At 53.1% G+C, this 25,520-nt stretch carries 21 protein-coding genes; 20 read left to right on the plus strand and 1 reads right to left on the minus strand.

Features of this window, described 5'->3' with window-relative positions; all coding sequences use genetic code 11:
• Positions 1 to 11 precede the first annotated feature (11 nt).
• From KUV52_RS09005 to KUV52_RS09100, 20 genes are all read left to right on the plus strand, one after another.
• Positions 12 to 416: an adenylyltransferase/cytidyltransferase family protein gene (locus tag KUV52_RS09005; RefSeq protein WP_222525610.1), complete on the plus strand. Its 405-nt coding sequence runs from the start codon at positions 12 to 14 to the stop codon at positions 414 to 416.
• Positions 416 to 1,363, plus strand: coding sequence for a hypothetical protein (locus KUV52_RS09010; protein WP_222525611.1), 948 nt, complete (start codon positions 416 to 418; stop codon positions 1,361 to 1,363). The genes KUV52_RS09005 and KUV52_RS09010 overlap by 1 nt, the downstream gene beginning before the upstream one ends.
• Before the next feature lie 381 nt (positions 1,364 to 1,744).
• Positions 1,745 to 3,202: a glycosyltransferase family 2 protein gene (locus KUV52_RS09015; RefSeq protein ID WP_222525612.1), complete on the plus strand. Its 1,458-nt coding sequence runs from the start codon at positions 1,745 to 1,747 to the stop codon at positions 3,200 to 3,202.
• Positions 3,192 to 4,415, plus strand: coding sequence for a glycosyltransferase family 4 protein (locus KUV52_RS09020; protein WP_222525613.1), 1,224 nt, complete (start codon positions 3,192 to 3,194; stop codon positions 4,413 to 4,415). The genes KUV52_RS09015 and KUV52_RS09020 overlap by 11 nt, the downstream gene beginning before the upstream one ends.
• Positions 4,416 to 4,432: 17 nt before the next feature.
• Positions 4,433 to 5,566 (plus strand): sulfotransferase family protein, encoded by a 1,134-nt coding sequence (locus tag KUV52_RS09025; RefSeq protein WP_222525614.1) that lies wholly within the window; start codon positions 4,433 to 4,435, stop codon positions 5,564 to 5,566.
• Between the two features lie 75 nt (positions 5,567 to 5,641).
• Positions 5,642 to 6,874 (plus strand): discoidin domain-containing protein, encoded by a 1,233-nt coding sequence (locus KUV52_RS09030; protein WP_222525615.1) that lies wholly within the window; start codon positions 5,642 to 5,644, stop codon positions 6,872 to 6,874.
• A gap of 210 nt (positions 6,875 to 7,084) precedes the next feature.
• Complete coding sequence (locus KUV52_RS09035; RefSeq protein ID WP_222525616.1) at positions 7,085 to 8,446, plus strand: hypothetical protein; 1,362 nt, start codon at positions 7,085 to 7,087, stop codon at positions 8,444 to 8,446.
• 56 nt (positions 8,447 to 8,502) lie between these two features.
• Positions 8,503 to 10,233 carry a glycosyltransferase family 2 protein gene (locus KUV52_RS09040; protein ID WP_222525617.1) on the plus strand — a complete coding sequence of 577 codons (1,731 nt, stop codon included), beginning with the start codon at positions 8,503 to 8,505 and terminating at the stop codon, positions 10,231 to 10,233.
• 64 nt (positions 10,234 to 10,297) lie between these two features.
• On the plus strand, positions 10,298 to 11,122 hold the full coding sequence (locus KUV52_RS09045) for a glycosyltransferase (protein ID WP_222525618.1): 825 nt from the start codon (positions 10,298 to 10,300) through the stop codon (positions 11,120 to 11,122).
• Complete coding sequence (locus KUV52_RS09050) at positions 11,119 to 12,060, plus strand: glycosyltransferase family 2 protein (RefSeq protein WP_261389948.1); 942 nt, start codon at positions 11,119 to 11,121, stop codon at positions 12,058 to 12,060. The genes KUV52_RS09045 and KUV52_RS09050 overlap by 4 nt, the downstream gene beginning before the upstream one ends.
• A gap of 158 nt (positions 12,061 to 12,218) precedes the next feature.
• Positions 12,219 to 13,127: a sulfate adenylyltransferase subunit CysD gene (cysD, locus tag KUV52_RS09055; RefSeq protein WP_222525619.1), complete on the plus strand. Its 909-nt coding sequence runs from the start codon at positions 12,219 to 12,221 to the stop codon at positions 13,125 to 13,127.
• Between the two features lie 82 nt (positions 13,128 to 13,209).
• Positions 13,210 to 14,631 carry a sulfate adenylyltransferase subunit CysN gene (gene cysN, locus KUV52_RS09060; protein ID WP_222525620.1) on the plus strand — a complete coding sequence of 474 codons (1,422 nt, stop codon included), beginning with the start codon at positions 13,210 to 13,212 and terminating at the stop codon, positions 14,629 to 14,631.
• A gap of 1 nt (position 14,632) precedes the next feature.
• Complete coding sequence (locus tag KUV52_RS09065; protein ID WP_222525621.1) at positions 14,633 to 16,363, plus strand: SLC13 family permease; 1,731 nt, start codon at positions 14,633 to 14,635, stop codon at positions 16,361 to 16,363.
• A gap of 19 nt (positions 16,364 to 16,382) precedes the next feature.
• On the plus strand, positions 16,383 to 16,997 hold the full coding sequence (gene cysC / locus KUV52_RS09070; protein WP_222525622.1) for an adenylyl-sulfate kinase: 615 nt from the start codon (positions 16,383 to 16,385) through the stop codon (positions 16,995 to 16,997).
• Positions 16,998 to 17,000: 3 nt separating this feature from the next.
• Positions 17,001 to 17,957 (plus strand): DHH family phosphoesterase, encoded by a 957-nt coding sequence (locus KUV52_RS09075; RefSeq protein WP_222525623.1) that lies wholly within the window; start codon positions 17,001 to 17,003, stop codon positions 17,955 to 17,957.
• Between the two features lie 56 nt (positions 17,958 to 18,013).
• Entirely contained in the window at positions 18,014 to 19,024 is a 1,011-nt protein-coding gene (gene galE / locus KUV52_RS09080; RefSeq protein WP_222525624.1) for a UDP-glucose 4-epimerase GalE, read from the plus strand.
• Positions 19,025 to 19,099: 75 nt separating this feature from the next.
• Entirely contained in the window at positions 19,100 to 20,575 is a 1,476-nt protein-coding gene (locus tag KUV52_RS09085; RefSeq protein WP_222525625.1) for a capsule assembly Wzi family protein, read from the plus strand.
• Positions 20,563 to 21,108, plus strand: a complete 546-nt coding sequence (locus KUV52_RS09090) for an outer membrane beta-barrel protein (RefSeq protein ID WP_222525626.1) — start codon at positions 20,563 to 20,565, stop codon at positions 21,106 to 21,108. Before KUV52_RS09085 ends, KUV52_RS09090 begins: the two co-directional genes overlap by 13 nt.
• Positions 21,109 to 21,764: 656 nt before the next feature.
• Positions 21,765 to 22,652, plus strand: coding sequence for a UTP--glucose-1-phosphate uridylyltransferase GalU (galU, locus tag KUV52_RS09095; RefSeq protein ID WP_222525627.1), 888 nt, complete (start codon positions 21,765 to 21,767; stop codon positions 22,650 to 22,652).
• Positions 22,653 to 22,992: 340 nt separating this feature from the next.
• The gene (locus tag KUV52_RS09100; protein ID WP_222525628.1) at positions 22,993 to 24,159 is read left to right on the plus strand and encodes a nucleotide sugar dehydrogenase; all 1,167 of its coding nucleotides are present in this window, start codon (positions 22,993 to 22,995) and stop codon (positions 24,157 to 24,159) included.
• Positions 24,160 to 24,220: 61 nt separating this feature from the next.
• Here KUV52_RS09100 and KUV52_RS09105 read toward each other — a convergent pair whose 3' ends face one another.
• On the minus strand, positions 24,221 to 25,519 hold the full coding sequence (locus KUV52_RS09105; protein ID WP_222525629.1) for a DUF1501 domain-containing protein: 1,299 nt from the start codon (positions 25,517 to 25,519) through the stop codon (positions 24,221 to 24,223).
• Position 25,520 lies beyond the last annotated feature (1 nt).

Here is a 25,520-nt window from a genome sequence, read left to right on the forward strand (position 1 = left end):
AGATGGCTGGAATGAAGCGCGTAATTACTTTTGGTACATTTGATGTTTTTCATGTGGGACATGTAAATCTTCTCCAAAGAGCGGCAGCTTGCGGAGATCAACTCATTGTTGGTGTGTCGACCGATGCATTAAACTTTTCAAAGAAGAATAGATATCCAATCTATAATCAAAATGACAGGATGAGGATTATTAATGGACTTCGTTATGTCAACTTTTGCTTTGAAGAGGAATCCCTTGAATTGAAAAGGGAATATATACTTAGATACAATGCAGACGTATTGGTGATGGGAGATGATTGGGCCGGTAAGTTTGACGAGTTTAAAGATATATGTGACGTTATTTACTTGCCACGCACTCCTTCTGTATCAACAACACAGTTGATTGAGGTTATCTCTTCATCTGAGGGGAACGGCTGATGAGGAAAAAGCTAGTTCTGCATATTGGGCAGTACAAAACTGGCTCTTCGTCAATTCAAACCTTTCTTTTTGAAAATAATGAATTCCTTGCTTCACAAGGGATTCATTATTGCCAAACCGGATTGGCGTATAGTGAACCACATATTGGTGTTCGTCACTATCACCTCATGCATAGAACCAAGTCGGACACTTGTTTATGGGATGAGTTGACTGCTGAAATCGACTCTAGTGAGCTGGATACCTTCGTAGTTAGCTATGAAAATATGCTCTCGGGGTTGAATGCTGATAAGGTACAGTATATTGCGAATAAGCTGAGAAATTTTGACGTTTCTGTCGTGTGTTACCTCCGACGTCAGGATCTATTTATTTCATCTTGGTATGGTGAGCTGATTAAAAACCATAAGTGTAAGATGGATATCGAAGATTTCTTAAAAAAATATCGATTTTTGTGCAACTATGGCTCTGCCTTAAAGCGTTGGAAGAAAGCTTTTCCGAATGCAACATATCATATATGCAATTTTGATTCATTGAGGGCCATTGGAACTGATGTCGTTACGCATTTCCTAGGGATTTTCAATAAATCCGCTCCTGATGGTTACTGTTCTATCAATGCCAACTTGAGCTTAAGCGGGCGAGCCGCTTCAGAAATGTTATCATTTAACCGATCTATTGATACTAGCTCAGAAATACATCGAAAAGTATCTGATCTGTTATCTTTGACATTCCGAGGTGATGGCAAGCTGTCAATGTTAAACTCTTTCGAGTCCAAAGAGTTTTGTGAAGGTTTTGCATCAGAGAACAACTTGCTATATAGCCTAGCTGGCTCAAGTTTTTCTCCCTTTGAATGTGTTTCCGAAGACATTGAAAAGACCGATTTCTACAGTGTGGATGTGGGCAGTGAACTTTCTGCACTTGTCTCGATCGTAGAAAACAGTAGCGACCGTTAACTATTTAGTTTAGCTATTGGTAATAGACAGTGGTCAGGCTATTATAATCGTTCTGTGCATATGGATTTGACGTTGGCGTTGTATTACCACTCCATAGCTAGATGATTAGTTTGTTATATAGAAATCATTTGCATTTTTGGGGCTTCTATATCGGAGCCTAGCTTGACCCTTTAGCTAATTTTTCGCTTCCATCATTGCGGCCAGTACATAGTCAGTAGTTATTCATATGTCGCCCTTAACAATTAAGTCGTTTAATTATGTTTGATGCTCACCTATAGTTAAATTGGCTACATTTATTTAATTTTGGCAAATCGGCGATAGAAGTACGAAACGTAGATCTAGTTTAGATTTTTCATACGCGTCTAGGACATATTTTTTAGTATGACGATTAAAGCAAGGCTTAAAGGAATCTTGGCTAAGTATCGAAACTTAACCAAGATCACCTACATCGACTTTGTCTATCAAGATGCAAAAGGAATCGTGTTGGTAGGGTGGGTCGCGTCAAAAGAGAGCGTATTGCCCGAGCATCTGGAGTATAAGGTCGGCGCAAGGAATGTTCAGCGTGCCTTTTTTGTCCACTACCCTCGAGCAGATGTATGTCAGCATCTGGGGCTTAGTGCAGATAGAGCAGCGGGATTCGTTACTTTCATTCCGGGAGCCCACGATCCCAAAGCATTGATGGTCGGTTTGCCTGGTGCTCTGATTGCTCTTAAGAAGCGCTCTTTTGCCTATCTGACTAGTCTGGGGCAGGTGCTGAAGCAGGCTGGCAATGGTGGTGAGGCGGTTAAGGCTTTCCTGGAAAAGGAACTTGGGGACGTAAAGTCTAATGGATCTCTAATCATTCCGGCTCGTAAGTTGGATAAGGACGTTGAGGCCATCAAGGCTCAACTCCAACAACTTAAAGTCCATCAAGAAGGCTTTATCGAGGAAGCGCAAGCGTTGTTGCCTGGTATCCATAAGATTTGGAAAGCCCGGCAGAGTGCGCGCAACGATGCTCAGTTACTGACGTTTGGCGCAGAAGTCGAGTCACCGCGACTGTCCATTGTTGTGCCCATCTATGGCCGCTATGATTTTATGCAGCACCAGCTTGCTCAGTTCTCGTCTGATCCCTCTTTTAAGGATGTTGAGCTTATCTATGTGCTGGATGACCCGTCGTTGATTCACGAGGTCAAGGTGACCTCATTTGGACTGTTCGAAACCTTCCGACACCCTTTCAAGGTAGTCTTGTCAGAGCGTAATCTTGGATTCTCTGGTGCCAACAACCTTGGGGTCAGCTTCGCGCGCTCTGAGATGCTTTTGTTGCTGAACTCGGACATCATTCCGCGTGATAAGGGCTGGATCGATACCTATCTGGAGCAGTTTGCCAGTACGGAGGATTGCGGCATTTTGGGGGCAACCCTGGTGTATGAAGATGACACGATTCAACATGCCGGTATGGAGTTTCGTCAGGACAGCACCCTGCCCGGGTTGTGGGTGAACCATCATCCGCTTAAGGGCGTTCCGCTCAAGCTCGCAGAGCATCCAGGGGTTTGTCCTTCGCAAATGGTCACCGGTGCCTGCATGTTGATGAAACGTTCGGTTTATCAGGAGGTGGAGGGCTTCGACACCCTTTACGTTTTGGGCGACTTCGAAGACTCCGATCTATGTCTCAAGGTGCGTGATAAGGGACTGGGCATTTACCTGAGTGGCTCGGTTGTGCTGTATCACTTGGAGCGCTTGTCCCAGAATCTGGTCGATCCGGGTGACTGGAAGTTCAAGCTGACCATGGTGAATGGGGCGTATCAACTGAAAAAGTGGAAAAACAAAATTGAAGAGATGGTGACGCGTGATGGACAGTAAACAACGCATCCTAATCGTGGCACATGGCCATCCTGACCATAATAAGGGCGGCGCAGAGATTGCAGCTTACAACCTCTATAACGAATACCGCTCTCGAGGTATCGACGCCTATTTCCTCGCTCGTTCCGGTCTTCAACCTCATGGTGGCGCAGCATTTTCGGCTCGGAATGACGCTCGGGAAATACTGTTTCACACCACCCATGATGATTGGTTTCTGCACTCCAATATTAAAACCCGCCATATGTGGCAGGAGTTCCGGGATCTGCTGCTTTTGATTAAGCCGGATGTGGTGCATCTGCATCACTATTTCCTGCTTGGTATCGAGATGATAGAGGAGATACGCCAAACATTACCGGATTGCCGTATCATCCTGACCCTACACGAGTTTATGGCCATTTGTCATCGCAATGGTCTGATGTATAAGACCAACAATAAGTTGTGCTACAAGGCCAACCCTCGTGATTGCCATGGTTGTTTTTCAGACCGTCAACCCGGCGACTTTTTCCTGCGCGAGCAGTACATCAAGCGCATCTTTGCGAGTGTCGATCACTTTGTCTCACCGTCACATTTTCTGAAGCAGCGCTACGTCGAGTGGGGCCTCGCTGAATCCAGTATCGATGTGATTGAGAATGGCCTGCCTTTGCCCTTTGTGGAGGGGGTGGACTCGCCGGACGCGAAAGTGCGCTTTGCCTTCTTTGGGCAGGTAAACCCCTATAAGGGAATAGATGTGCTGCTTGAGGCTTACCTGTTACTGCCTAAGTCAGTTCGTCGTCAGATCTCGGTAGATATCCATGGCGCCAGCTTTGAACATCAGAGTGGAGAATTTCAGCAACACGTCAAAAACCTGATTGAATTGGCAGGCAGCGGCGTCCGCATGCATGGCGGATACGAAGGTCATGAGATGCCAGCGTTGTTGATGGAATCTGACTGGGTGATTGTTCCTTCAGTGTGGTGGGAAAATTCGCCTATTGTTATTCAGGAAGCATTGAACAACAGTACGCCGCTGATCGTCAGTGACATCGGCGGCATGGCGGAGAAAGTTGAGCATGGGGTTAACGGTCTGCACTTCCGAGCGGGTAAAGCGGCATCGTTGGCGGCGGTGATGACCAAGGTGTTGGAAGATAAGTCTATCCATCCCAGATTGGTTGCCGGCATCCAACCGCCGATGACTATTGCAGCCTGTGCCGACGCGCATCTGGCCATCTATTCCTGACAGAACGATTGAGCTTTATGTTTCACTACTTTGTCGAGTATCTGGGCGCCGGTAAACCGGCGCTTTCTGTTGTGGCGCCATTGTCTGGCCATGTTGAAACGCTGGACAGCTTTACGCTCTCTGCCAAAGTCGACTCTGAGGCTGGCCAGATTGTCGGTGCCCGTATTGCGGTGCGACACAATGGTCAGCACCGGGTTTCTGATCTGGACTGGAATGGGAAAGGGGAGTTGAAGGTGGCGCTCCCCACTCATCTGCTCAATCAGGGAGCGCACTCCGGGCGTTACTTCGTTGAGGTGCTGCTGGTGGGTGCCGATGGGAGGAAAAAACGGGCAGTCGGGATTGTGCTGACTGAGGTCGCAAACATACCGGCGGTGACCTTCGTAGTGGGCTCGCCTCGTAGCGGCACCACCGCCGTGGGCAATGGCATTCAGGCCGCGCTGCAGGTCGAAAGCCATGGAGAGTCACATTTGGCGGAGCTGTATCAGTCGCTTGTTGAGCATTCCATCAATTTTGTGACGGCCTCATCGGCAGCCCGCAACAGTGGTACCTTGGCCAATGCCGTAACGCCGCTGGAAATGAAGGCGTTGCTGCTGGATTCGTTAAGGCAGTTACATCGGGTCTATTACGGTTCGCAGATCATTATCGATAAAACTCCGGGAATCCCGATGATTCGGGCACTTCCCCTCCTATATCAACTGTATCCCCAGGCAAAAGTGGTGTTTTGCCGCCGACGTGCACTTGAAAATGTTGCCTCACGGTTAAAAAAGTTTCCAGGGCTGACATTTGAAGAACACTGTAAGCAATGGCGAAATACCTTTCATCAATGGTACTCTTCCCGGGAACATGTCCATCAGATCGTAGGCCGTCGCAACTGGTTTTTGATGATTGAACAGAAAGAGTTGCAGGACGGCATGGAGAAGGAAGTGGCAAGAATTGCCCGCTTCCTTGGTTTCAGTGAAGCGCAGCAGCAGCTGATGGTCGGCTACCTAAATCACCACTCTCCCGAGCAAACCAACACGCAAAAATCCGTCAAATCTCTCGAGGAGATGCCTTGGTCTGATGATGAAAAAGCCCTTATCAAGCAGATCTGCGGCATCGAGATGTCGCGCCAAGGTTACGCATTTGGCTCGGACTATTATTTAGATAGGTAAAGATTCCACATGATTTCGTACATTCGCTCCAAAATTTCTCCTAACCTTTCTACTGTGGATGTTGACTTGTCGGAGGTGAGCCAAAAGATTAAAAAGCACCTGCAGCATCGTCCAGTTATCCATTTTAAAGGCGCGATTAGTGAGTCTCCACTGCGAGTAAAAACCGACAATAAGGGGCGCTTTGTCCGCTTCAGCCTGCAGGCCGAGTCCTCTTTCCATCTGGATACCATCGAGATTTTTAACAAGGATGGCCGCAATATTGCGCCAGGAAAACGCACGATTATCAGCTCCGTCTATAACGATGAAGAGAAGTACGACGGCCGTGGTGCGCTTGAAGGCAAGAAGAATGGCGGTTGTGGCTTCCATACCAAGCGTGAGCAGGCACCCTGGCTGATTGTGGATCTGGGCACGGTCCGCAATCTGGACGAAATCGTGGTGTATAACCGCGAAGGGCAGTACTACACCCGCGCACTGAGCCTGAAGATCGAATCCAGCCGGGATCTGACCAAGTGGGAGTTAATCCATGATAACTGGGCCTGTCTGAATGCTTTTGATGACGGAGAGTTGGGCATAGAGGAGGTGGCATTACTCCATGCTGGGGTGCTGGATTCTGGGCCTGCGCACAATCTAATAACCAACCTGCGTAAGGAGGGTCGCCATGAGCAGGCCCTGAAGTTCCACCAGTACGTCAATGAACTGGTCAGTGAACGAGGATTGGCACTAGGGCCGCATGGTTTTACCCAAACCTTTGATCTGAGCTCGGAAGCGAAAAAACAGAAAACCTATCGCGAGTTGGCTCAGTTGCTGAAGTGGGTTAATGAGGAGTTTGGTACCCCAGCGTTTATCTCCTCCGGTACCCTGCTGGGCATTGTCCGGGACGGTAAATTTATCGGTCATGACGACGATGTCGATATCTGCTACATCAGCAAAGAATCTACGGAGCAGGGTATTGTCGAAGAGCGTCAGCGCCTGGTGAAGTTCCTGACGGAGAAAGGTTGCCGGATTACCCCCTCTGATAGTGCACACTACTGGTGTACAACGCCTGGCGGTGTCAGTCTCGATATCTTTACGGGTTTTATTGAGGATGGCTACTGCAGCATGAACCCTATCGGTCGCAAGCAGGTGCAGGTGGAAGCCGTGTTGCCTTTAAAGACAGTTCAAACCAACGGGGTTGAGTTGGTGCTGCCCAATGACCCGGAGCCCCTGTTGGTACTGAACTATGGGCCTAGCTGGCGCAAACCTGATCCGCTTTGGACTTTTGATTGGGGCCAAGCTCGTCGTGATTTTGCTTTCCTCTATTTCAAATGATTGTGTAGAGAGCCAGAGGCCTTTTGACAACTGTGAAGGCGGGCTTTCAGGGTTATGGTAAAGCGTCAAATTTTTTCGGATCCAATAGCCTGCGAGTTCCCTTTCTGAACACATGTTGCGCCAGTTTAGAACCAGGGATTCTCCTTGCTCAAATCCCAGTGAAACGCTGGTGTCAGGAACCCAATCAAGCGAAACCTATGGCAGTGGTAAATGGAAGGCATAAGTTCCTTGCGTAAGCGTATTTTTATTCATTTCGGGCCACCGAAAACCGGCACTTCTGCCATCCAGAAATGGATGCAGAACAACCGCAAAAACCTGTTAGAGCAGGGCATTCTTTACCCCGAACATAAAGTGGATCGTAACGGGGTCAGTTCCGGCAATCTGCTCGCGATCTATGATCGCCAGGGGGACTCGGAGCTGACGCTTAATGAGCGCAGGGTTAAGACGCTAGTGGCTGGATTTGAGGCCAGTAAGGCTCACACCCTGGTGTTGAGTTCGGAGTTTTTTGCCTCCCGTCTGGCTGAACTGGCGCAGGTTTTTCCGCAGGCCCACTTTATCGGTTACGTTCGTAACCCGTTGGAGTCGTTGGAGTCCCACTACAACCAGTCGGTAAAGCGCCACAATAATGCAAAGCCGATATTCTTGCCGAAAAAGCTGCCGATGCGGCCGCTGCAGTTGCTTATTGCCGATGTTGAGGCAGTAGGCAAGGCACGATTCATGCTCAGAGCATATTCTGCAGAGCGGTTTCCAGAAGGGGACATCTGCGCTGACTTCCTCCTGGCCATTGGCTACGAGGGATATGTAGCAAGTCCCAACGTCGTCAACCCCTCCTACAGTTTGGAAGCCCTGGAGTTAAAACGCTGGTTAAATAAGTTTGAGCTTCAGCACCTTAACAACTCGGTTGATGGCTTGTTGCAAAGCTTTCAGGGTGAGATTACCCGCTACTCCTGCATTCCTAATGCCACCTTTGAGCAGTATCGCCAGCAAGCGGCAGAAGTGCTGCGTGATATGGATGGTGCTATTGAGATCGAAGGGGCAGAGGTGCTGATCAAGAGCGTCGAGGAGAAGCCTCAGAAGCCGTATATGACTCAACAGCTGTCACCGGAGCAGATGTCTGCATTAGTTGGGTTCATCCGCTCCGAAGACGGCAGACTGTACAAACAGCTGTGTTCCCATATCCATCAACACAGCTATCTAGAGTCTTACCACTCTGAATTGCGCAAGGTTTTTACAGAGGCCTACCCCGCCACTAAGGCTCTGCCGTCCCGAACTGATGTAGTAACTGAAATGCTTAAAGAAAAAATCCGAGCATTGCTGGGTAAAAACAAATCGCAAGACAACCCTCGACTGGATCTCACCGGTATGGGGGAACTGAGAGACAAACTGAAGCTGGGCAACGAGGTCTCTGACGGCATTGTGCTGCGAGAACTGGCTCTTTTTGCTGAGCGCAACAACCAGATTGAGATGGCTTACTGCCTGATGAGTCGGGCACAGAAACTGCGGCCCACGGGGCTGATGATCCGCAACAAACTGGAGCAACTGGCCAAGAAACTGGACCAGGTTGAGCGTTAATGCGGGGGTTATCCTTTAAACCGGTGGTTCGCCTGATTAAGGCTGGAGTTCGGAAGATGCCCGAACCCTGGTTGGAGGTGCTGCGCCGAAACCGGTTGCTGTTCTCCCTCAATCGTTTTTGGCTCTATCGCTATGAGCTCTGGGTTAAACCAGAGACCGCCACAGATCAGCCTAAGACCTACCGAAACTATATTGAAACGGTGGAGAGTGCTCTGGAGGCAAGCGTGGAAACGGCGGAGTGCGTTCTGCTGGTTCTGGTGCCGAAGTTTAATGCTGCCGAACTGGGAAAAACACTGGATGCCGCAAGGGGAAGTTTTTCCCGGGTGGTGTTGTGGTGTGAGGCTCAAGAGCGTCAGACCTGCGAGAACTGGTTGGCTGGCCGTGAAACCGACGCCATTGTGCACTGTTGTAGCTCCCCTATTGAGCTGAAAGCGCATCAGGATGGTGAGTACCCTTGGTTTGTGCTGTATCAGGGAGATCGGCCTGCGGCCCGCGCTGGTTCGGCGTTGTTCGCTTTTAACAAGAGCAATGCGAAGGTCGGCTACACCGATCTGGATCGCCTTACCGAGACAGGCGAACGTCAGAAACCAGCCTTTCTGCCAGATTGGAATCCTGATCTTCACCTTTCTACCGCCTATGTAGCTACTGGCGTGTGGGTACGTCATCCTGAGTGGTTATTCGATGGGGAATTCTCTCTGTCGCTTACTCCTGTGGGGCTTGCTGCCTGGTTGGCTGAGGGGTTTATTCAGGGCAAACTGAGACAGGTGGGCCACCTACCACAAGTCCTTGTGCATCGGTCGGCTGACAATGATTTCTCCATGTCCTGCTGGCAGAAGGCGTTGAGGCCTAAGCTTAGTGGGAGGGCGCATGTTGCGCTTAACGATGCTGCGGAAAGTCTGACTCTTGGATGGCAGCATGATGTTCGGCCTCTGGTATCGCTGATCATTCCAACCTTCAACGGCAAGGCATTGGTGCAAACCTGCATCGAGTCCATTCTGCAGAAAAGCACCTATCAGAATTTCGAGATTCTGCTGGTCGATAACAACTCCAACGAGCCAGAAAGTCTGGTGTACTTTGACGAGATTGCCCAGCATCCGAAAGTTCGGCTATTGCACTACCCACATCCGTTCAATTACTCGGCCATCAATAATTTCGCTGCGCGTCAGGCTCAAGGAGAGATTCTTGGGCTGGTCAACAACGACATCGAAGTGATTGCCCCGGATTGGCTGGAGCAGATGGTGGGTCATGTCTTAAGGGATGACATCGGCTGCGTCGGGGCCAAGTTGCTCTATCCCGATGGCCGCATCCAGCATGCTGGTGTGGTCATGGGGTATGGCGGCGGTGCGGGACATGCCCATAAGCACTTCCCATCAGACCATTCCGGCTACCTGAAGCGTCTGGTTGCCAGCCACAACTTCAGTGCAGTGACTGCAGCCTGTCTGCTGATAAAAAAGCGTCATTATGAGCAGGTGGGTGGATTCAACGAGCAGAAGTTCGCGGTCGCATTTAACGATGTGGATCTGTGTTTGAGAGTATTGGACCTGGGGGTGCGGAATCTCTACTGTGCCGAAGCGTTGCTGTACCACCACGAGTCAGTGTCGAGAGGGCATGAGGATACGCCGGAGAAAATGGCGCGCTTTGCCAGTGAGGTGGCTCACTTGCAGCAGGATTGGAAGGCGGTCATTGAGCATGACCCGGCCTACAACCCCAATCTGACTCTGCGCAGCGAAAATTTCGTATTAAAAGTGCCGGGCATCCCGGCCGCTATTTGCAGTATTCATGAATAAAAACCATTCGCCCACGGGGCAGTTTAGCCATCGCTCCCCGGGTACAGTAGAAGTGGTCTGTGCGATGTCGGTATACGAGGGAGACCGCCTTGAGTGGGTCGAAACTGCCGTTGCCAGCATCCTGGGCCAAAGCCGGCCAGCTGACCTTTTTGTCATCGTTATCGACGGGCCGATCTGCGCCTCAACCAGAGAGTTTCTTGCTAAGGCAGAGCTGCAGCACAGCAGCATTAAACTGGTAGAGAATCCACAGAACGTCGGTCTGGCTGCCAGCATGAATCGCATCATTGAGTTGACTCTGCCGCTTCAGCCTGACTACTTCTTCCGGATGGATTCAGATGACATTTCAGCCCCCGAGCGATTCGAGAGCCAAATAGCGTTTCTGGAAGCGAACCCGAAGGTGGACGTTTTAGGTTCCTTTGTTGATGAGATCGATGAAGAGGGCAACGTCGTAGGGCAACGGAACTTGCCCACGGAACACCACCAGATCATGCGTTTTATGCCCAAACGCTGCTCTCTCAACCACCCCAGCGTGGCGATCCGCTATAGGGTGTGGCAATCCGGACATCGGTATGGCACGGACAACTGCAACAATGAGGATTATCACCTCTGGATTGATCTGGCGGTGGCGGGTTTCCACTTTGCCAATATCAACAAGACCCTGCTGCACTTTCGCTGCACCCATGGTTTTTTCAACCGCCGTGGAGCCAGTAAGGCTTTCAGCGAGTTTCATGCACGATTGCACGCCATGCGTTCACTGAAACGCTACAGCCTTGGAAACCTGGTTTACGCATTGGGCGTACTCACGGTCCGCTTTATGCCGGCTGCGGTTCTCAAGCTGGCCTATCGACTTGATCGTATGTGGCTGAAGTATTCCTTGAGCAAGAAATGAACACCCAATCTGTACCGAGCGACAAGAGTGATGCACTGAAGACCGGGGACGGCTCTGCTTACTGTCTGGACAATCCGCCGAGAGTTGGTGCCGTAATCGTGCTCTACCATCCGAACGGGGGCTTGCTTCGAGGATTGCTTGACGCGCTTGGTGGTGTGGTTTCTCAGGTGGTGTTGGTCGACAACAGTCCCGAAACATTGGATCTGAATACCCTGCCTAGTGTCTTCGAATACCTCCACTACCCTGACAATATTGGTATTGCGGCAGCACACAACCGTGGGCTTGAGAGTCTATTGGCTTCGGGCTGTGATTTTGGCCTCTTGCTGGACCAAGACAGTGAAATCTCCGCAGAGCTCGTAGATCGGCTGGCTCATCTGTTGGCAAAAGCAGACGTTTCAGGCGGTCCACTGTTAGCAGTTGGACCTCAGGTTCGCTGTGCTTACAGTGGGGAGTTGTTGAAGCCGAGGATTCAAAAACCGCTTTTCGAAACCGAAGAGCTTATCGGCATGCCACAGCTGATCGCATCCGGCATGATGATAGATCTTTCCGTGCTGACTGATGTTGGTTTGAAGGATGAATCCCTGTTTATCGATGGTGTAGACCATGAGTGGTGCTGGCGTGCCCGTGCTCATGGTTATCAGGTTGCCCTGGCGAAGTCCGTCGAGATGGTGCACCGCCTGGGAGAGCGGCGTCGGGCGGTGGCAGGATTGAAGTATCGGGTTGGCGCTCCGGTTCGGCTCTATTACCAGTTTCGAAATGTATTGTTGCTGAGCCGCAGAAGCTATGTACCAACATATTGGAAAGTAAGGCAATTGGTTGCCTTGCCTATCCGGTTTCTGCTTAATGGCCTGTTGGAAAAACCACGGGTAAGCCGCCTGAAGTTCATGATGTTAGGAGCGGGCCACGGCCTATGCGGTCGAACTGGCAAGCTTAGATAACCATATAATTTATAAAGGGTTTAACTTGTCATTAAAGACAATAAGTTAGGCTAATTGATTCCTTGATGCCGGCTTGCCCGAGCCGGTACCATAACCACCCAGTAGCGCCAGTCGCTGTGGTTGGACCCTTTTAAGCATTGGAAAATTAGAGAAGGTTGATGAGCGCTTATAATTTAACGCACCTCAAAGCGTTGGAAGCTGAGAGTATCCATATCATGCGTGAAGTGGCGGCGGAGTTTGATAACCCTGTAATGCTTTACTCCGTGGGTAAAGACTCCTCCGTATTGCTGCACCTTGCCCGTAAGGCCTTCGCTCCGGGTAAGATCCCCTTCCCGCTGATGCACGTGGACACCGACTGGAAGTTCAAGGAGATGATCCAGTTCCGTGACCGCATGGCTGAAAAGCACGGTTTCGAGTTGCTGGTGCACAAGAACCCCGAAGGGATGGCTATGGGGATGAACCCCTTTACCTTCGGCAGCGCCAAGCACACCGACGTAATGAAGACTCAGGGCCTGAAGCAGGCTCTGGACAAGTATCGCTTTGATGCGGCTTTTGGCGGCGCCCGTCGCGACGAGGAGAAATCCCGTGCCAAAGAGCGCGTCTACTCCTTCCGTGATAAGAACCACCGTTGGGATCCGAAGAACCAGCGTCCTGAGCTGTGGAACGTATACAACAGCAAAGTGGACAAAGGCGAGAGCATTCGTGTGTTCCCGCTGTCCAACTGGACCGAGCTGGATATCTGGCAGTACATCTACCTGGAAAATATTGAGATTCCGGAGCTCTACTTTGCCAAGGAGCGTCCCGTTGTTGAGCGTGATGGCACGCTGATCATGGTGGACGACGAGCGCATGCCGCTGGATGAGAGCGACAAGGTTGAAAACAAGATGGTGCGTTTCCGCACCCTGGGCTGCTACCCGCTGACTGGCGCCGTAGAGTCCAACGCGCAGACCCTGCCCGAGATCATTCAAGAGATGTTGTTGACCAAAACCTCCGAGCGTCAGGGACGAGTCATTGACCATGACTCCGCCGGCTCCATGGAGAAGAAGAAGATGGAAGGTTACTTCTAACCCTTCTTACCTGGTACCGAGACACATCTTAACGAATTACAGTCCCTGGCCCTGAGGGGCCGGGCAGGAGAGAGGAAATATCATGAGCCACAGCTCTGAGCTGATTGCGTCTGACATCGAGAAGTACCTGCATCAGCATGAAAACAAGCAACTGCTGCGCTTTCTGACCTGCGGAAGCGTGGACGACGGTAAGAGCACCCTGATTGGCCGTCTGCTGCACGATTCCAAGATGATCTTTGAAGATCAACTGGCTGCTATCAAGAACGACTCCAAGAAGTTCAACACCACCGATGAAGAGTTTGACCTGGCACTTCTGGTGGACGGTCTGCAGTCCGAGCGTGAGCAGGGCATCACCATCGATGTGGCGTACCGCTACTTCTCCACTGAGAAGCGCAAGTTCATCATCGCCGACACCCCCGGACACGAGCAGTACACCCGTAACATGGCGACCGGTGCATCCAACTGTGACCTGGCTATCGTGATGATCGATGCTCGTCACGGTGTGCAGGTGCAGACCCGTCGTCACAGCTTCATCGTGTCACTGCTTGGCATCAAGCAGGTGATCGTGGCGATCAACAAGATGGACCTGGTGGACTTCGACGAGAAGGTGTTCAACGAGATCAAGGCTGAGTACCTGGATTTCTCCAAAAAGCTGAATATCGACACCATCCACTTTGTGCCGATCTCCGCGCTGAAAGGCGATAACGTCGTCGATCGCAGCCAACGCTCTCCCTGGTATCACGGCGAAACCCTGATGGAGATGCTGGAGTCTGCCGAACTGTCCAAGACCCAGAACTTCGACGATTTCCGCATGCCGGTTCAGTACGTTAACCGTCCGAACCTTGATTTCCGTGGCTTCTGCGGCACCATCACCAGTGGTGTGGTACGTAAGGGCGATGAGATCACCGTGCTGCCTTCCGGTAAGTCTTCCAAAGTGAAGCAGATTGTGACTTTTGAAGGCGAACTGGACGAAGCGTTTGCGCCGATGGCCGTGACCCTGACTCTGGAAGATGAGATCGACATCAGCCGCGGTGATGTGCTGATGCACAGCAACAACCAGACTGAAGTGGCTGATGCGGTTGAGGCAACCATCGTCTGGATGGCGGAAGAGCCGATGCTGCCGAACAAGCAGTACGACTTTAAGCTGGCTTCCCGTCAGACTTCCGGTTCCATCAGCAACATCGATTACCGCATTGATGTGAACACTCTGGAGCAGCAGGAAGCGGTTCGCCTCAACCTGAACGAGATCGCGCGCTGTCAGATTCAACTGAGCCAGAGCATCGCGTTTGACGCCTACGACAAAGCTCGTGGCACCGGTTCCTTTATCATCATCGACCGCCTCACCAACAACACCGTTGGCGCAGGCATGATCGTGGCAAAAGGGCAGAAAGACGCGAAGACCACGGGTCCGCAAATCAGCGAGTTCGAACTCGAGCTGAACGCGCTTATCCGCAAACACTTCCCGCACTGGGAAGCCAAGGACCTGAGAGAGTTCCTCAAGTAATATGGGGCCCTCTTCCTGGTTGGTGGTGGCGACGTTTGTCGCCACCATTGCCGCGCTGCTGAAATACCAGTCTTCCCCGGCACGGGTTTTTGGGGTTGTACTGGTATTTTTGCTTTTGAGCGGGCAAGTGGATCAAAAACAGTTGCTGGCAAGCATCGCCAATCCGGGCTTAATCACCCTGGTACTGCTGATGCTCTGTTCGGTTGCGCTGGAGAAAACCCGATTGCTCCGGATGATCGCCAGTCGTGTGATCCGTCCCGGCTACACCTCGACCTGGTTCCGGTTGTTCGGATCCATCTCTCTCTCCTCCGCCCTGCTGAACAACACGGCGGTGGTGGCAACCATGCTCAATCCTGTTCGCAACAACCCCTACCATCCGGCCGGTCGTTTGCTGCTGCCACTGTCCTATGCGGCCATCCTGGGCGGTACGCTGACTCTGGTGGGCACCTCCACCAACCTGGTGGTGGACAGTTTGTTGAGGGATACGACTGGCGAGGGGCTGAACTTCTTCGACTTCACCATCATTGGTGCTGCCCTGGTGGTGTGCTGCGGCGGATTACTCTTCGTATTAAGTCGCTGGCTGCCCAAAACCGACCTGCGCGGTGACAACTTCCATGACTACTTTGTTGATGCGGAAGTGGACGCGGATTCCCGCTTGATTGGGCGCTCCATTGAGGAGGCGGGGTTACGCCACCTCGAATCCCTGTTCCTGGTCGAAGTGGTCAGGGCAGGGCAGTTGATCAGTCCTGTGGCGCCCAGTGAGCGCATTCAGGCCGGGGATCGGCTGATCTTCAGCGGTGACGTCAGCAAAGTGATGCAGTTGAATCAGTTCCATGGGCTGACGCTGTTTGCCGATGCCAATGGGCTGCTGGGGACCAACCTGTCCGAGGTGGTGATCCGTCCCGACAGTGTTCTGGTTGGTCAAACCCTGAAAAAGGCTGGCTTCCGGGCACTGTTTGATGCGGCGGTAGTAGCGATTCGTCGTGATGGTGAGCGGGTTTCCGGCAAGTTGGGTGAAGTGGTGCTCAAGGCCGGGGATTTTCTGGTTCTGGCCGTGGGCCAGGATTACAGCAGCCGTCATAACCTGGACAAAAACTTTATTCAGCTCAGCGGTGTTGAGCCGGACAGTCGCTTGAGTGGCTGGCGTGAGTGGTTCGCCGTTGCGGGATTTGTTTTGACCATCGGCCTGTCCGCTTTTGGCGTCATTGAACTGCTGGTCGGACTGGCGGTGCTGCTGGGGATTCAGGTATTAACCGGAACCGTCAGCGCCAACGACATTCGCCGGCGCTTCCCGATGGAGATCTGGCTGATCGTTTCGACGGCGCTGATGATGTCTTTTGCGCTGATCGACTCGGGGCTGGTTCAGTCGCTTTCGACCAAGATTGACGGCGCCTTGTCGGAGGAACACCTGTTTGCGCTGCTCGCCCTGGTGTTCTTTATGACGGTGCTGCTGACCGAACTGGTCACCAACAACGCCGCCGCCGCCCTGGTGTTTCCCATTGCGTACAGTGTCGCCTCGGGCCTGGGCGTTAATCCCATGCCCTTTGTTATGGCCGTGGCGTTTGGCGCGAGTGCCAGCTTTGTCAGCCCATACGGCTACCAGACCAATTTGATGGTGTTCAATGCCGGGCAGTACCGTTTCTCCGATTTTATTCGGATCGGCTTGCCGATATCCCTGCTGTACGCGCTCGTTGTACTGACCCTGTTACCCGTGGTTTACCCCTTTGGGTAAGCTTAAGGATGAGAATCTAATGGAACAAAAAAGCACAAACGTGAAGTGGCATAACCACTCGGTTGGCCATGAAGAACGCGTTGCCCTGATGGGCCACCAGCCTGCGGTACTCTGGTATACCGGCCTGAGCGGTTCAGGAAAGTCCACCATCGCTAACGCGGTAGACGCGCTGCTGCACGAGATGGGGTGCCACACCTACTTGCTGGATGGTGACAATGTTCGCCATGGGCTGAATGGTGACCTGGGGTTCTCCGATAAGGACCGGGTCGAGAATATCCGTCGCATCGGTGAAGTGGCCAAGCTCTTTATTGACGCGGGCCTGGTGGTTTCCACCGCCTTTATCTCTCCGTTCCAGGCGGACCGTAAAATGGTGCGGGAGATGTGCGGCGAAGGACAGTTTATTGAAGTGTTTGTGGACACGCCGCTCGACGTTTGCGAAAGCCGGGATCCCAAAGGCCTCTACAAAAAGGCCCGTAATGGCGAGATCCGCAACTTTACCGGCATCGACTCAGACTATGAAGCGCCGCTGAAGCCGGAAGTGCACCTGAAAACCGCGGAAGCCTCCATTGAGGAGTGTGCCCGTCAGGTTGTGGCCTATCTGGTGGCTCAGGGCCTGGTGAAGAAGGCTGCGTAACCGATGCATTTTGACGTATTTAACGGCGATGCCGACGGCGTCATTGCGCTGCTGCAACTGCGCCTGGCCGAGCCCAAAGCCAGCACTTTGGTGACCGGTGTAAAACGGGACATCGCTCTGCTCAAGCGGGTGGACGCAAAAGCCGGTGACTCGGTAACGGTGCTGGATGTGTCGATGGAGAAGAACATCGCCCCGCTGGAGCAGATTCTGGCAGCGGGCGCGACGGTAGCCTACTTTGACCACCATCGCCCCGGTGACATCCCGCAGCATGATGGGTTGCAAGCCACCATCGATATGGACCCTAACACCTGCACCGCCCTGCTGGTGGATGCCTATCTTGGGGGGCAGTATCGCCTGTGGGCCATTACGGCGGCGTATGGCGATAACATGATCGCGACCGCTGACCGGTTGGCCGAAGAGGCTGGTTTGACTGAAGAACAGTCGTTACTGCTCAAAGAGTTCGGCATCCTGCTGAACTACAACGGCTATGGTGCCGAAGTGTCGGACCTGCACTATGCGCCCGACGCGTTGTTCCAGGCGTTGTTGGCCTATGAAAACCCCTTCGATGCGATTGCGGACAGCGACTCCCCCTACCATCGTCTGAAAGCGGCCTATGAAGCGGATATGGCGCAAGCGGAGGCCAGCGAAATTCTGGCCAGCGATGCGCAATCTGCGGTGTACTTTTTGGGCGCGGAAGCCTGGTGTCGCCGAGTCAGCGGCGTATTTGGCAATGAGTTGGCTAACCGTTCTCCGGAACGGGCCCACGCAGTGCTGACCCTGAACGACGATGGCAGCTACCTGGTCAGTGTGCGTGCGCCGCTGAACAACAAGGATGGCGCCGACGAAGTCTGCTCAGCGTTCCCGACGGGTGGCGGCCGTAAAGGTGCCGCAGGCATTAACCAGTTGCCTGCTGAGATGCTTGAATCCTTTATTCATATTCTGTCAAAGCGCTACCAGTAGCGGCTTTGAGTGGTCTGCCCATTGGGCGAATTGAAACATACTAAGAAGTTGAAATTATGGCGATCCTTGTCACCGGCGGTGCCGGATATATTGGTTCTCATACCGTTGTCGAACTGCTGGAGAGCGGCGCAGAGGTGGTGGTTATCGATAACCTCTGTAACAGCTCCGAAGAAGCCCTGAAGCGTGTTGAACGGATTACCGGAAAATCGGTGCGTTTCTACCAGGGTGACATTCGTGATGCCTCGTTGCTGGATGCCATTTTCCAGGCGCACCCCATTGATGCAGCGATCCATTTCGCGGGCTTGAAAGCGGTGGGTGAGTCGGTGGCTCAGCCCCTTCGTTACTATGACAACAACGTCAACGGAACACTGGTTCTGTGCGAAGCGATGGCACGAGCTGGCGTGTTTAATCTGGTGTTCTCTTCGTCGGCGACGGTTTACGGCGACCCGGCCTCCTTGCCGATTTCAGAAGAGATGCCAATCGGTGGCACGACCAACCCTTACGGCACCTCCAAGTATATGGTGGAGCGGGTTCTCGTTGATCTGGCGGTATCTGAGCCTCGCTGGAATGTTGCCATTCTGCGCTACTTCAACCCGGTTGGTGCCCACCCGAGTGGGTTGATTGGTGAAGACCCCAACGGCATCCCCAATAACCTGATGCCCTTTATCAGTCAGGTGGCTGTGGGGAAGCGGGAAGCGCTGTCGGTGTTTGGCAACGACTACGATACCCATGATGGAACCGGAGTTCGTGATTACATCCATGTAGTCGATCTGGCCCAAGGCCACCTCAAGGCGCTGGAGAGACTCACCCAGTCTCCAGGTGTGGTGACGTACAACCTGGGTACCGGGTGCGGCTACTCCGTTCTCGATATGGTTAAGGCCTTCGAGGCTGCGTGTGGCAAGGCTGTGCCTTACGTGGTGGCGCCCCGTCGTCCTGGTGACATTGCCGCCTGTTATGCCGATCCGTCTAAAGCCCGGGATGAGTTGGGATGGGAAGCCCGATTTGGTGTTGAGGAGATGGCCAGAGACAGTTGGAACTGGCAATCGAACAATCCAAATGGGTATTAAACGTAGTAACGTACTTAAAGACAACGAGCTGGCGCGGCTGAAGAGTCGCGCCGAACTTGTTTTGGGGATTTGACCTTGAGACGTTTAATTCTTACCAGCGCTGTTTTATTGGTGCTGTTGTCGACACCCGGCCAGGCGGCTTCGCCTTACGTGTCGTTGCAGGACAGCTACCTGAATGGACGCATCGATCAATTGGTGGTGGTGGCTAACCTGCCGACCATGCGCAAGCCCTATAACGTCACCCAGGTGCGCCAACACCTGGAGCAGGTAAAAGAGCTCTGGCCTGCGCTATATGCCGAAATCGACAAGGGCCTGGAGAGCTATGAAACCGATCTGGGCATCACCTACGCCGAAGTCGGCGTGGCAGCGGCCGACAATCCGGATAACGGTAAAGTCATGCCAAATGCCCGGGGAGAGCGTCTGGACTCCAACTACCGCGTTGCCATCAATGCCCAGTATCGTTATGACGATTGGCTGGTGGCTTCGGTTGGCGGACTGGCGCTGGATTCTGCGGCAGGTCAAACCCAGGCAGACACCGACAGTGACATCATTCCGGTGGGATCCTACCTGTCTCTGGGCTGGGACAGTTTTCAGGTGGATATTGGCTATCGTGAGCACTGGCTCTCTCCCTTCAGTGAGTCCGCCATGCTGGTGTCCACCAATGCCCGCCCCTCCTTCTCCGTAGGGTTCAGCAACCCGGTTGCATTTGAAAGTCTCTGGAACCTTCACTATGAAGTCTATGTTTCCCGACTCGAGTACACTGACAACATCGTTTACGGCAATGAACTGGAGTCCGGACGTCCCGCCCTATTGGGATTTCAGTTAAGCATAGAACCCATCGAAGGTTGGACCCTGGCGGCCAACCGCACCATGCAGTTTGGTGGCGGCTCCCGTGAGGTTGACCTGAGATCGATCTGGGATGCCTTCTGGGATCCGGTCAGCAGTGATAACTCGGGAGCTATAGATTGCGATGGACCGCCAGACACCTGTGAATTCGGCAACCAGATTGCTTCCATCAGCAGCCGGATGAACTTTGGTGGGGAAGTGCCTTTCGCCATTTTGATGGAGTACGCCGGTGAAGATACCGCGGGCCACTCCAACCTGCGCTTGGGCAACCTGGCGATGTCAGCGGGTCTCCATATTCCTTTCCTTCCGGAGTGGGCAGGCGGTGCAGATTGGTCTTTCCTCTACGAGTTTAATGAGTGGCAGAACGCCTGGTACACCCACCACATCTATAAGAACGGCTACACCAATGACGGCATCGGTATGGGCCACTGGGGCGCGAATGACCGTGTGTTTGGTGATGGTGTCGGCGGGCGCGCTCAGGTCGTCAAACTCGGCTGGCAGCGTGGTTTTGGAACCCGGTATGAGTTCACCTATCGCCAGATCGAGAACGAAGACTACGGCAGAATGGCCTACAGCACTGGTCGTGAGCTGGACGTTCGTTACTTCGGTAAAGCGTGGGGACACGACTGGGGTTATCGCCTGTATGGTGGCAAAAACGTGTATGACGAAGGCTTTTTCCGGGGTGAGTTGATATGGCAATGGTAATTCGCAGTGCAGCGGTTGCGCTGCTCGCGGTGCTGGGCACTGCCCCGGTAATGGCTGAGCAAGCCTGGAACTTCAACCTTGGCGTTGGCGGCAGTGTTTTCTACCACTCCAACTCTGGCGGAAGCCAGTCTGAGGAGTATACGGACACCAGTTTCCGCCCCAACCTGCAGGTGGGTGTGGAGCGCCCGATCAACGAGCGCTGGAGTCTGGGAACCGGCCTGGAGTTGGTGGCAGATGATCTCACCAGTTGGGGTAACTCCGGGAATCTGCTGATGTGGCGGATCGGTGAGTTCAAATACCAGGTGAGTGACCGATGGGCGCTGGGTTTTTATGGTGGTGCGGCTCGCTACTACCGGGAGACCTCCGCTTACGGGTATGGTCTGGGTGCAGGAGCGGAATACCAGCTCAGCCCAAACTGGGCCCTGAGCGTTGAGTTGAACTACGTGGGCACCGACACCAGCATTAATGAAGCCGTACCCTTCAAGCGCGATAAGTTTGGTTGGGGCTCGACCCTGCTTCGTTATCGGTTTTAAGCGTCGATAACAGAGAAAAGCCACCTTGATGTAGGTGGCTTTTTACTTTCTGCGTCTGTGTCGAATAGCGGGAACTCCCTTCCTCGCGTTTCGAAATAATGGATGTTCATCCCTGGAGTGCTTCAGTCCCAATGGGACGGCGCTCGAACCAACTTAATCACCAGAGGGATTAGTGTGGCCGAGACGATGATGATTATCTCTAACCATTCGCTCATCGCTGCGCTCCACTAAGTTATCGGGCAAAAACCGATTTATTGTCGTTTTGGCACATTATGTGCCTAAGTGAGTAACGCCAGATAATACCCGGGTTAACCGTAACGAAACATTGCGGGTGCTGCAAGCTGATAGTGTCGTAATGTGACAAAGAAAGTTAATTCAGCTCAGTGCGTTAGCTGGAATTTTGGTTGAATCATCCTCAGTGGCCACTTTGTAAGAAAAGTCTGTCTGATGATGCACCGACTTGCTCACCAATGTGGTGCGCATACGACGGTTGGTATGATTTTTTGGGATGAAACCTCTGACATTAAGGCGGACAGCGGTTAGCATATTGCCATTCGCTTTGCGGTATTTTGAGCCCCGGTGTCAGCCGGTCTAGAAAGTAACGAACAATTTAAGCTGACAGTTTGTCGGCAACAGCAACATAGGTATCCATATTCATGAGCTTGCAAAAAGTCGTGATTCCAGTAGCGGGTCTGGGAACCCGTATGCTGCCTGCTACCAAGGCGATTCCAAAAGAGATGCTGCCCTTGGTGGATAAACCCCTTATCCAGTACATCGTGAATGAGTGTGTGGCGGCGGGCTTCAAAGAGATCATTCTGGTGACTCATGCCTCCAAAAATGCCATCGAAAACCACTTTGATACCAGCTTCGAACTGGAAGCCACGCTGGAAAAGCGGGTAAAACGTCAGCTGCTGGATGAGGTGCAAAGCATCTGCCCTAAAGACGTTACCATCATGCATGTGCGTCAGGGCATCGCAAAGGGTCTGGGTCACGCCATTCTTTGCGCGCAACCTCTGGTTGGGCCGAACCCCTTTGCCGTGGTATTACCGGACGTGATTCTGGATGAATTCACTGCGGATCAGTCTTCTGAGAATCTCGCGGCGATGAAGCATCGCTTTATCGAGACCCGAAGAAGTCAGGTGATGGTAGAGCCGGTACCGATGTCGGAAGTCAGCAAGTATGGTGTTGCAGACTGTCAGGGCGTAGAACTGGCGCCGGGCGAAGCGGCACCAATGACCCAGGTGGTGGAGAAGCCTGCTATTGAGGAAGCGCCCTCTAATCTGGCGGTAGTGGGACGCTATGTGCTGTCCGAACAGATTTGGCCGCTTTTGGCACGCACTCCTGCCGGGGCCGGTGATGAGATTCAACTGACCGACGCCATCGCCATGTTGATGGATGATCAGGTGGTTGAGGCGTTCCATATGACCGGTGGCTCCCACGACTGTGGTGACAAGCTGGGCTATATGAAAGCCAATGTGGAGTACGCACTGCGCCACCCGGAGATGGGTGAAGCGATGCGAGCACACCTGAAGACACTGGCGTAACCGCCAAGTCGTTGAACAGAAAAAAGCGCCCAAGAGGCGCTTTTTTATTGCCCCTTACCCACGTATCGGGCTCCAGGATGGCGCGCGCCCAATGACGTATGCCACCCAATCGTAGCGTGGGCTTTCAGCCCATGGCTGGCGTGCACTGAATGAGATATGGCCCGTGGGCTACAAGCCCACGCGACGCAATCTACGAGCGGCATAATTGATCGTCCTGTCATTATGAGGACTCAAACTGCCGTTTAAGTTTGTTGACGGGATGCGGCCGTTGGTAAGATGGTTGCCATGTTGATAGACCGGGCTTGTCCCGGTTTTAGCGTTTAAAGTTGGAAGTCGTTAGATGAAAATTGCGATTGCTGGTACTGGCTATGTCGGCCTGTCCAATGCGGTGCTGCTGGCTCAGCACAACGAAGTGGTGGCGCTGGATGTTGTTGCCGAGAAAGTGAAGTGCCTCAACGAGAAACGGTCGCCCATTGCCGATGCTGAAATCGAAGACTACCTGGCAAACCGTCCGCTGAACCTGCGAGCCACCCTGAATAAGCAGGAGGCTTACGAAGGCGCGCAGTTTGTCGTGATTGCTACCCCCACGGATTACGATCCTCAAACCAACTACTTTAATACCCGCACCGTTGAAGCCGTAATTCAGGATGTGTTGGCCATCAACCCAGAAGCGGTGATGGTGATCAAATCCACGGTGCCGGTAGGCTATACCCGGGATATTAAGCAGCGTCTGGGCTGTGACAACCTGATCTTCTCTCCTGAGTTTCTTCGTGAGGGCAAGGCCCTGTACGACAACCTCTACCCGTCGAGAATCATCGTGGGAGAACGCTCCGAGCGGGCGGAAACCTTTGCCCGGTTGCTGGTCGAAGGCGCAGAGAAGCAGGACATCCCGGTACTCTTTACCGATTCCACTGAAGCGGAAGCGGTTAAGCTGTTTTCCAACACCTACCTGGCGCTGCGTGTCGCCTTCTTCAATGAACTGGACTCCTACGCCGAAGCGCAGGGCCTGAATACCCGCCAGATCATCGAAGGCGTGTGCCTCGACCCACGTATCGGTAATCACTACAACAACCCCAGCTTTGGTTACGGCGGCTACTGTCTGCCCAAGGACACCAAGCAGTTGCGCGCCAACTACGAGAATGTGCCCAACAACATCATCTCCGCCATTGTTGATGCCAACCGCACCCGCAAAGATTTCGTCGCCGACGCCATCATCGCCAAAAAGCCGAAAGTGGTGGGTGTGCACCGCTTGATCATGAAGGCCGGCTCCGACAACTTCCGTGCCTCCTCAATCCAGGGGGTGATGAAGCGGATTAAGGCGAAGGGCATTGAGGTGGTGGTGTACGAGCCGGTTATGGAAGAAGAGCACTTCTTCAACTCACGCGTCATTCGTGATCTGGAGGAGTTCAAACGGGTTTCCGACGTGATCGTGGCCAACCGACTCACCGACGATATCCAGGATGTCGCAGATAAGGTCTACACCCGCGACCTGTTTGGCAACGACTGAGCCGAAATACAGATTTCAGGCGCGGTTCCGGCGCCTGAAATCTGAAATTTCTTTTGGGGGATTAAGCCATAAACCCGAGAGTTGGCTGGCTGAAGGCTGACAGGTTCGGGAACAGCGGGAACAACGCGCTCTCCTCCAACCCCATCCATTGACACAAAGTCGCAGAAACCTGATCTGTCGCGGTCGTTGGGATAACCCGCCCCAGGCTGTAGTGATCACTGCTGTCCGGTGCCAGTGAGGGCCAGGCACCGTAGATTCCACCCCGTACCGCTCCCCCAAACACCAGTTGATGCCCACCCCAGCCGTGATCCGTGCCACTGCCATTGCTGGTCAGGCGTCTTCCAAAGTCCGACATGGTAAAGGTGGTGACATTCTGTCCCAGCCCAAGTTGGTTTATCGCCCTCTGGAATGCCCCAACGGCCTGGCTGAAGGTTCTCATCAGTTCGTCATGTTTACTCAGCAGGTTCGCGTGGGTGTCAAAGCCACCCAGCGCTACAAGAAACACTTGTCGGCCTTGTCCCAGTTCGGCATTTGCCTGTATCAGGGACTCGACGGTTTTTAATTGGTTGGCGAGGCGATTGCCCTCGGGGTAGCTGCCCATGGCCGGAAAACGGCTCAGTACATCGCTCAGTACGGTGCTGTTGTTGAGTGCCCGGTGCATAATGGTGCGCAGCTCCATTGCCATCGGGGCGCCTCGTTTAATCGACTGCACGTTTTCGTAACCTTTGAGTCGCTCCTGGTTAGTGAGAGCCCAGAGTTTCGGGATATTGCCCGCATTTAGCAGGTTGTTGCCAAGCTCGCCACGCAGCCATTTGCGGTTGCCGTTGAATGAGTACAGGGGAGCGACATCGCTTTGGCCCTGTTCTAATGAAGCCATCAGGCGTCCCCCCCAACCGTGCAGGTTCCGGGGCAGGGCAGTACCGCTTTCCGCCAGGTTCTGTTGGCTGTTGTGGGAGAACAGAAACTCGGGCAGCTCCGCACTGCCATCACTGATCTGCGCCTTGGTCACTGGCGCCATCAGGGTACCGGTGTTCAGCAGCGCCGCAGCATCGCCCATCTCAAAGAGCGAGGCCAACTCACTCAGTCCCGGGTGCAGACCCAGTTCACCCACTGAGGGGGTCGTCAGTCCCGGCGTCAGCAAGCTGGACTGTGCCAGCGCCATATCGGTGCGGGCCGCCCTGTACTCGCTGTAGCCGTTAACGCCGGAAGGGATCACCGTGTTGTAGGCGTCATTCCCTCCCAACAGGAATATGCCGACAAGGGCACGATAATCACTGCCACCGGCACTCATTGCGTAGCGGGGCAGCATCGCTGCGCCAGCACCCGCCAGCATCGCTTTCAACAGTTCTCTGCGCTCCATA

It is taken from the genome of Ferrimonas balearica (assembly GCF_019802055.1).
In the GTDB taxonomy this organism is placed as follows: domain Bacteria; phylum Pseudomonadota; class Gammaproteobacteria; order Enterobacterales; family Shewanellaceae; genus Ferrimonas; species Ferrimonas balearica_A.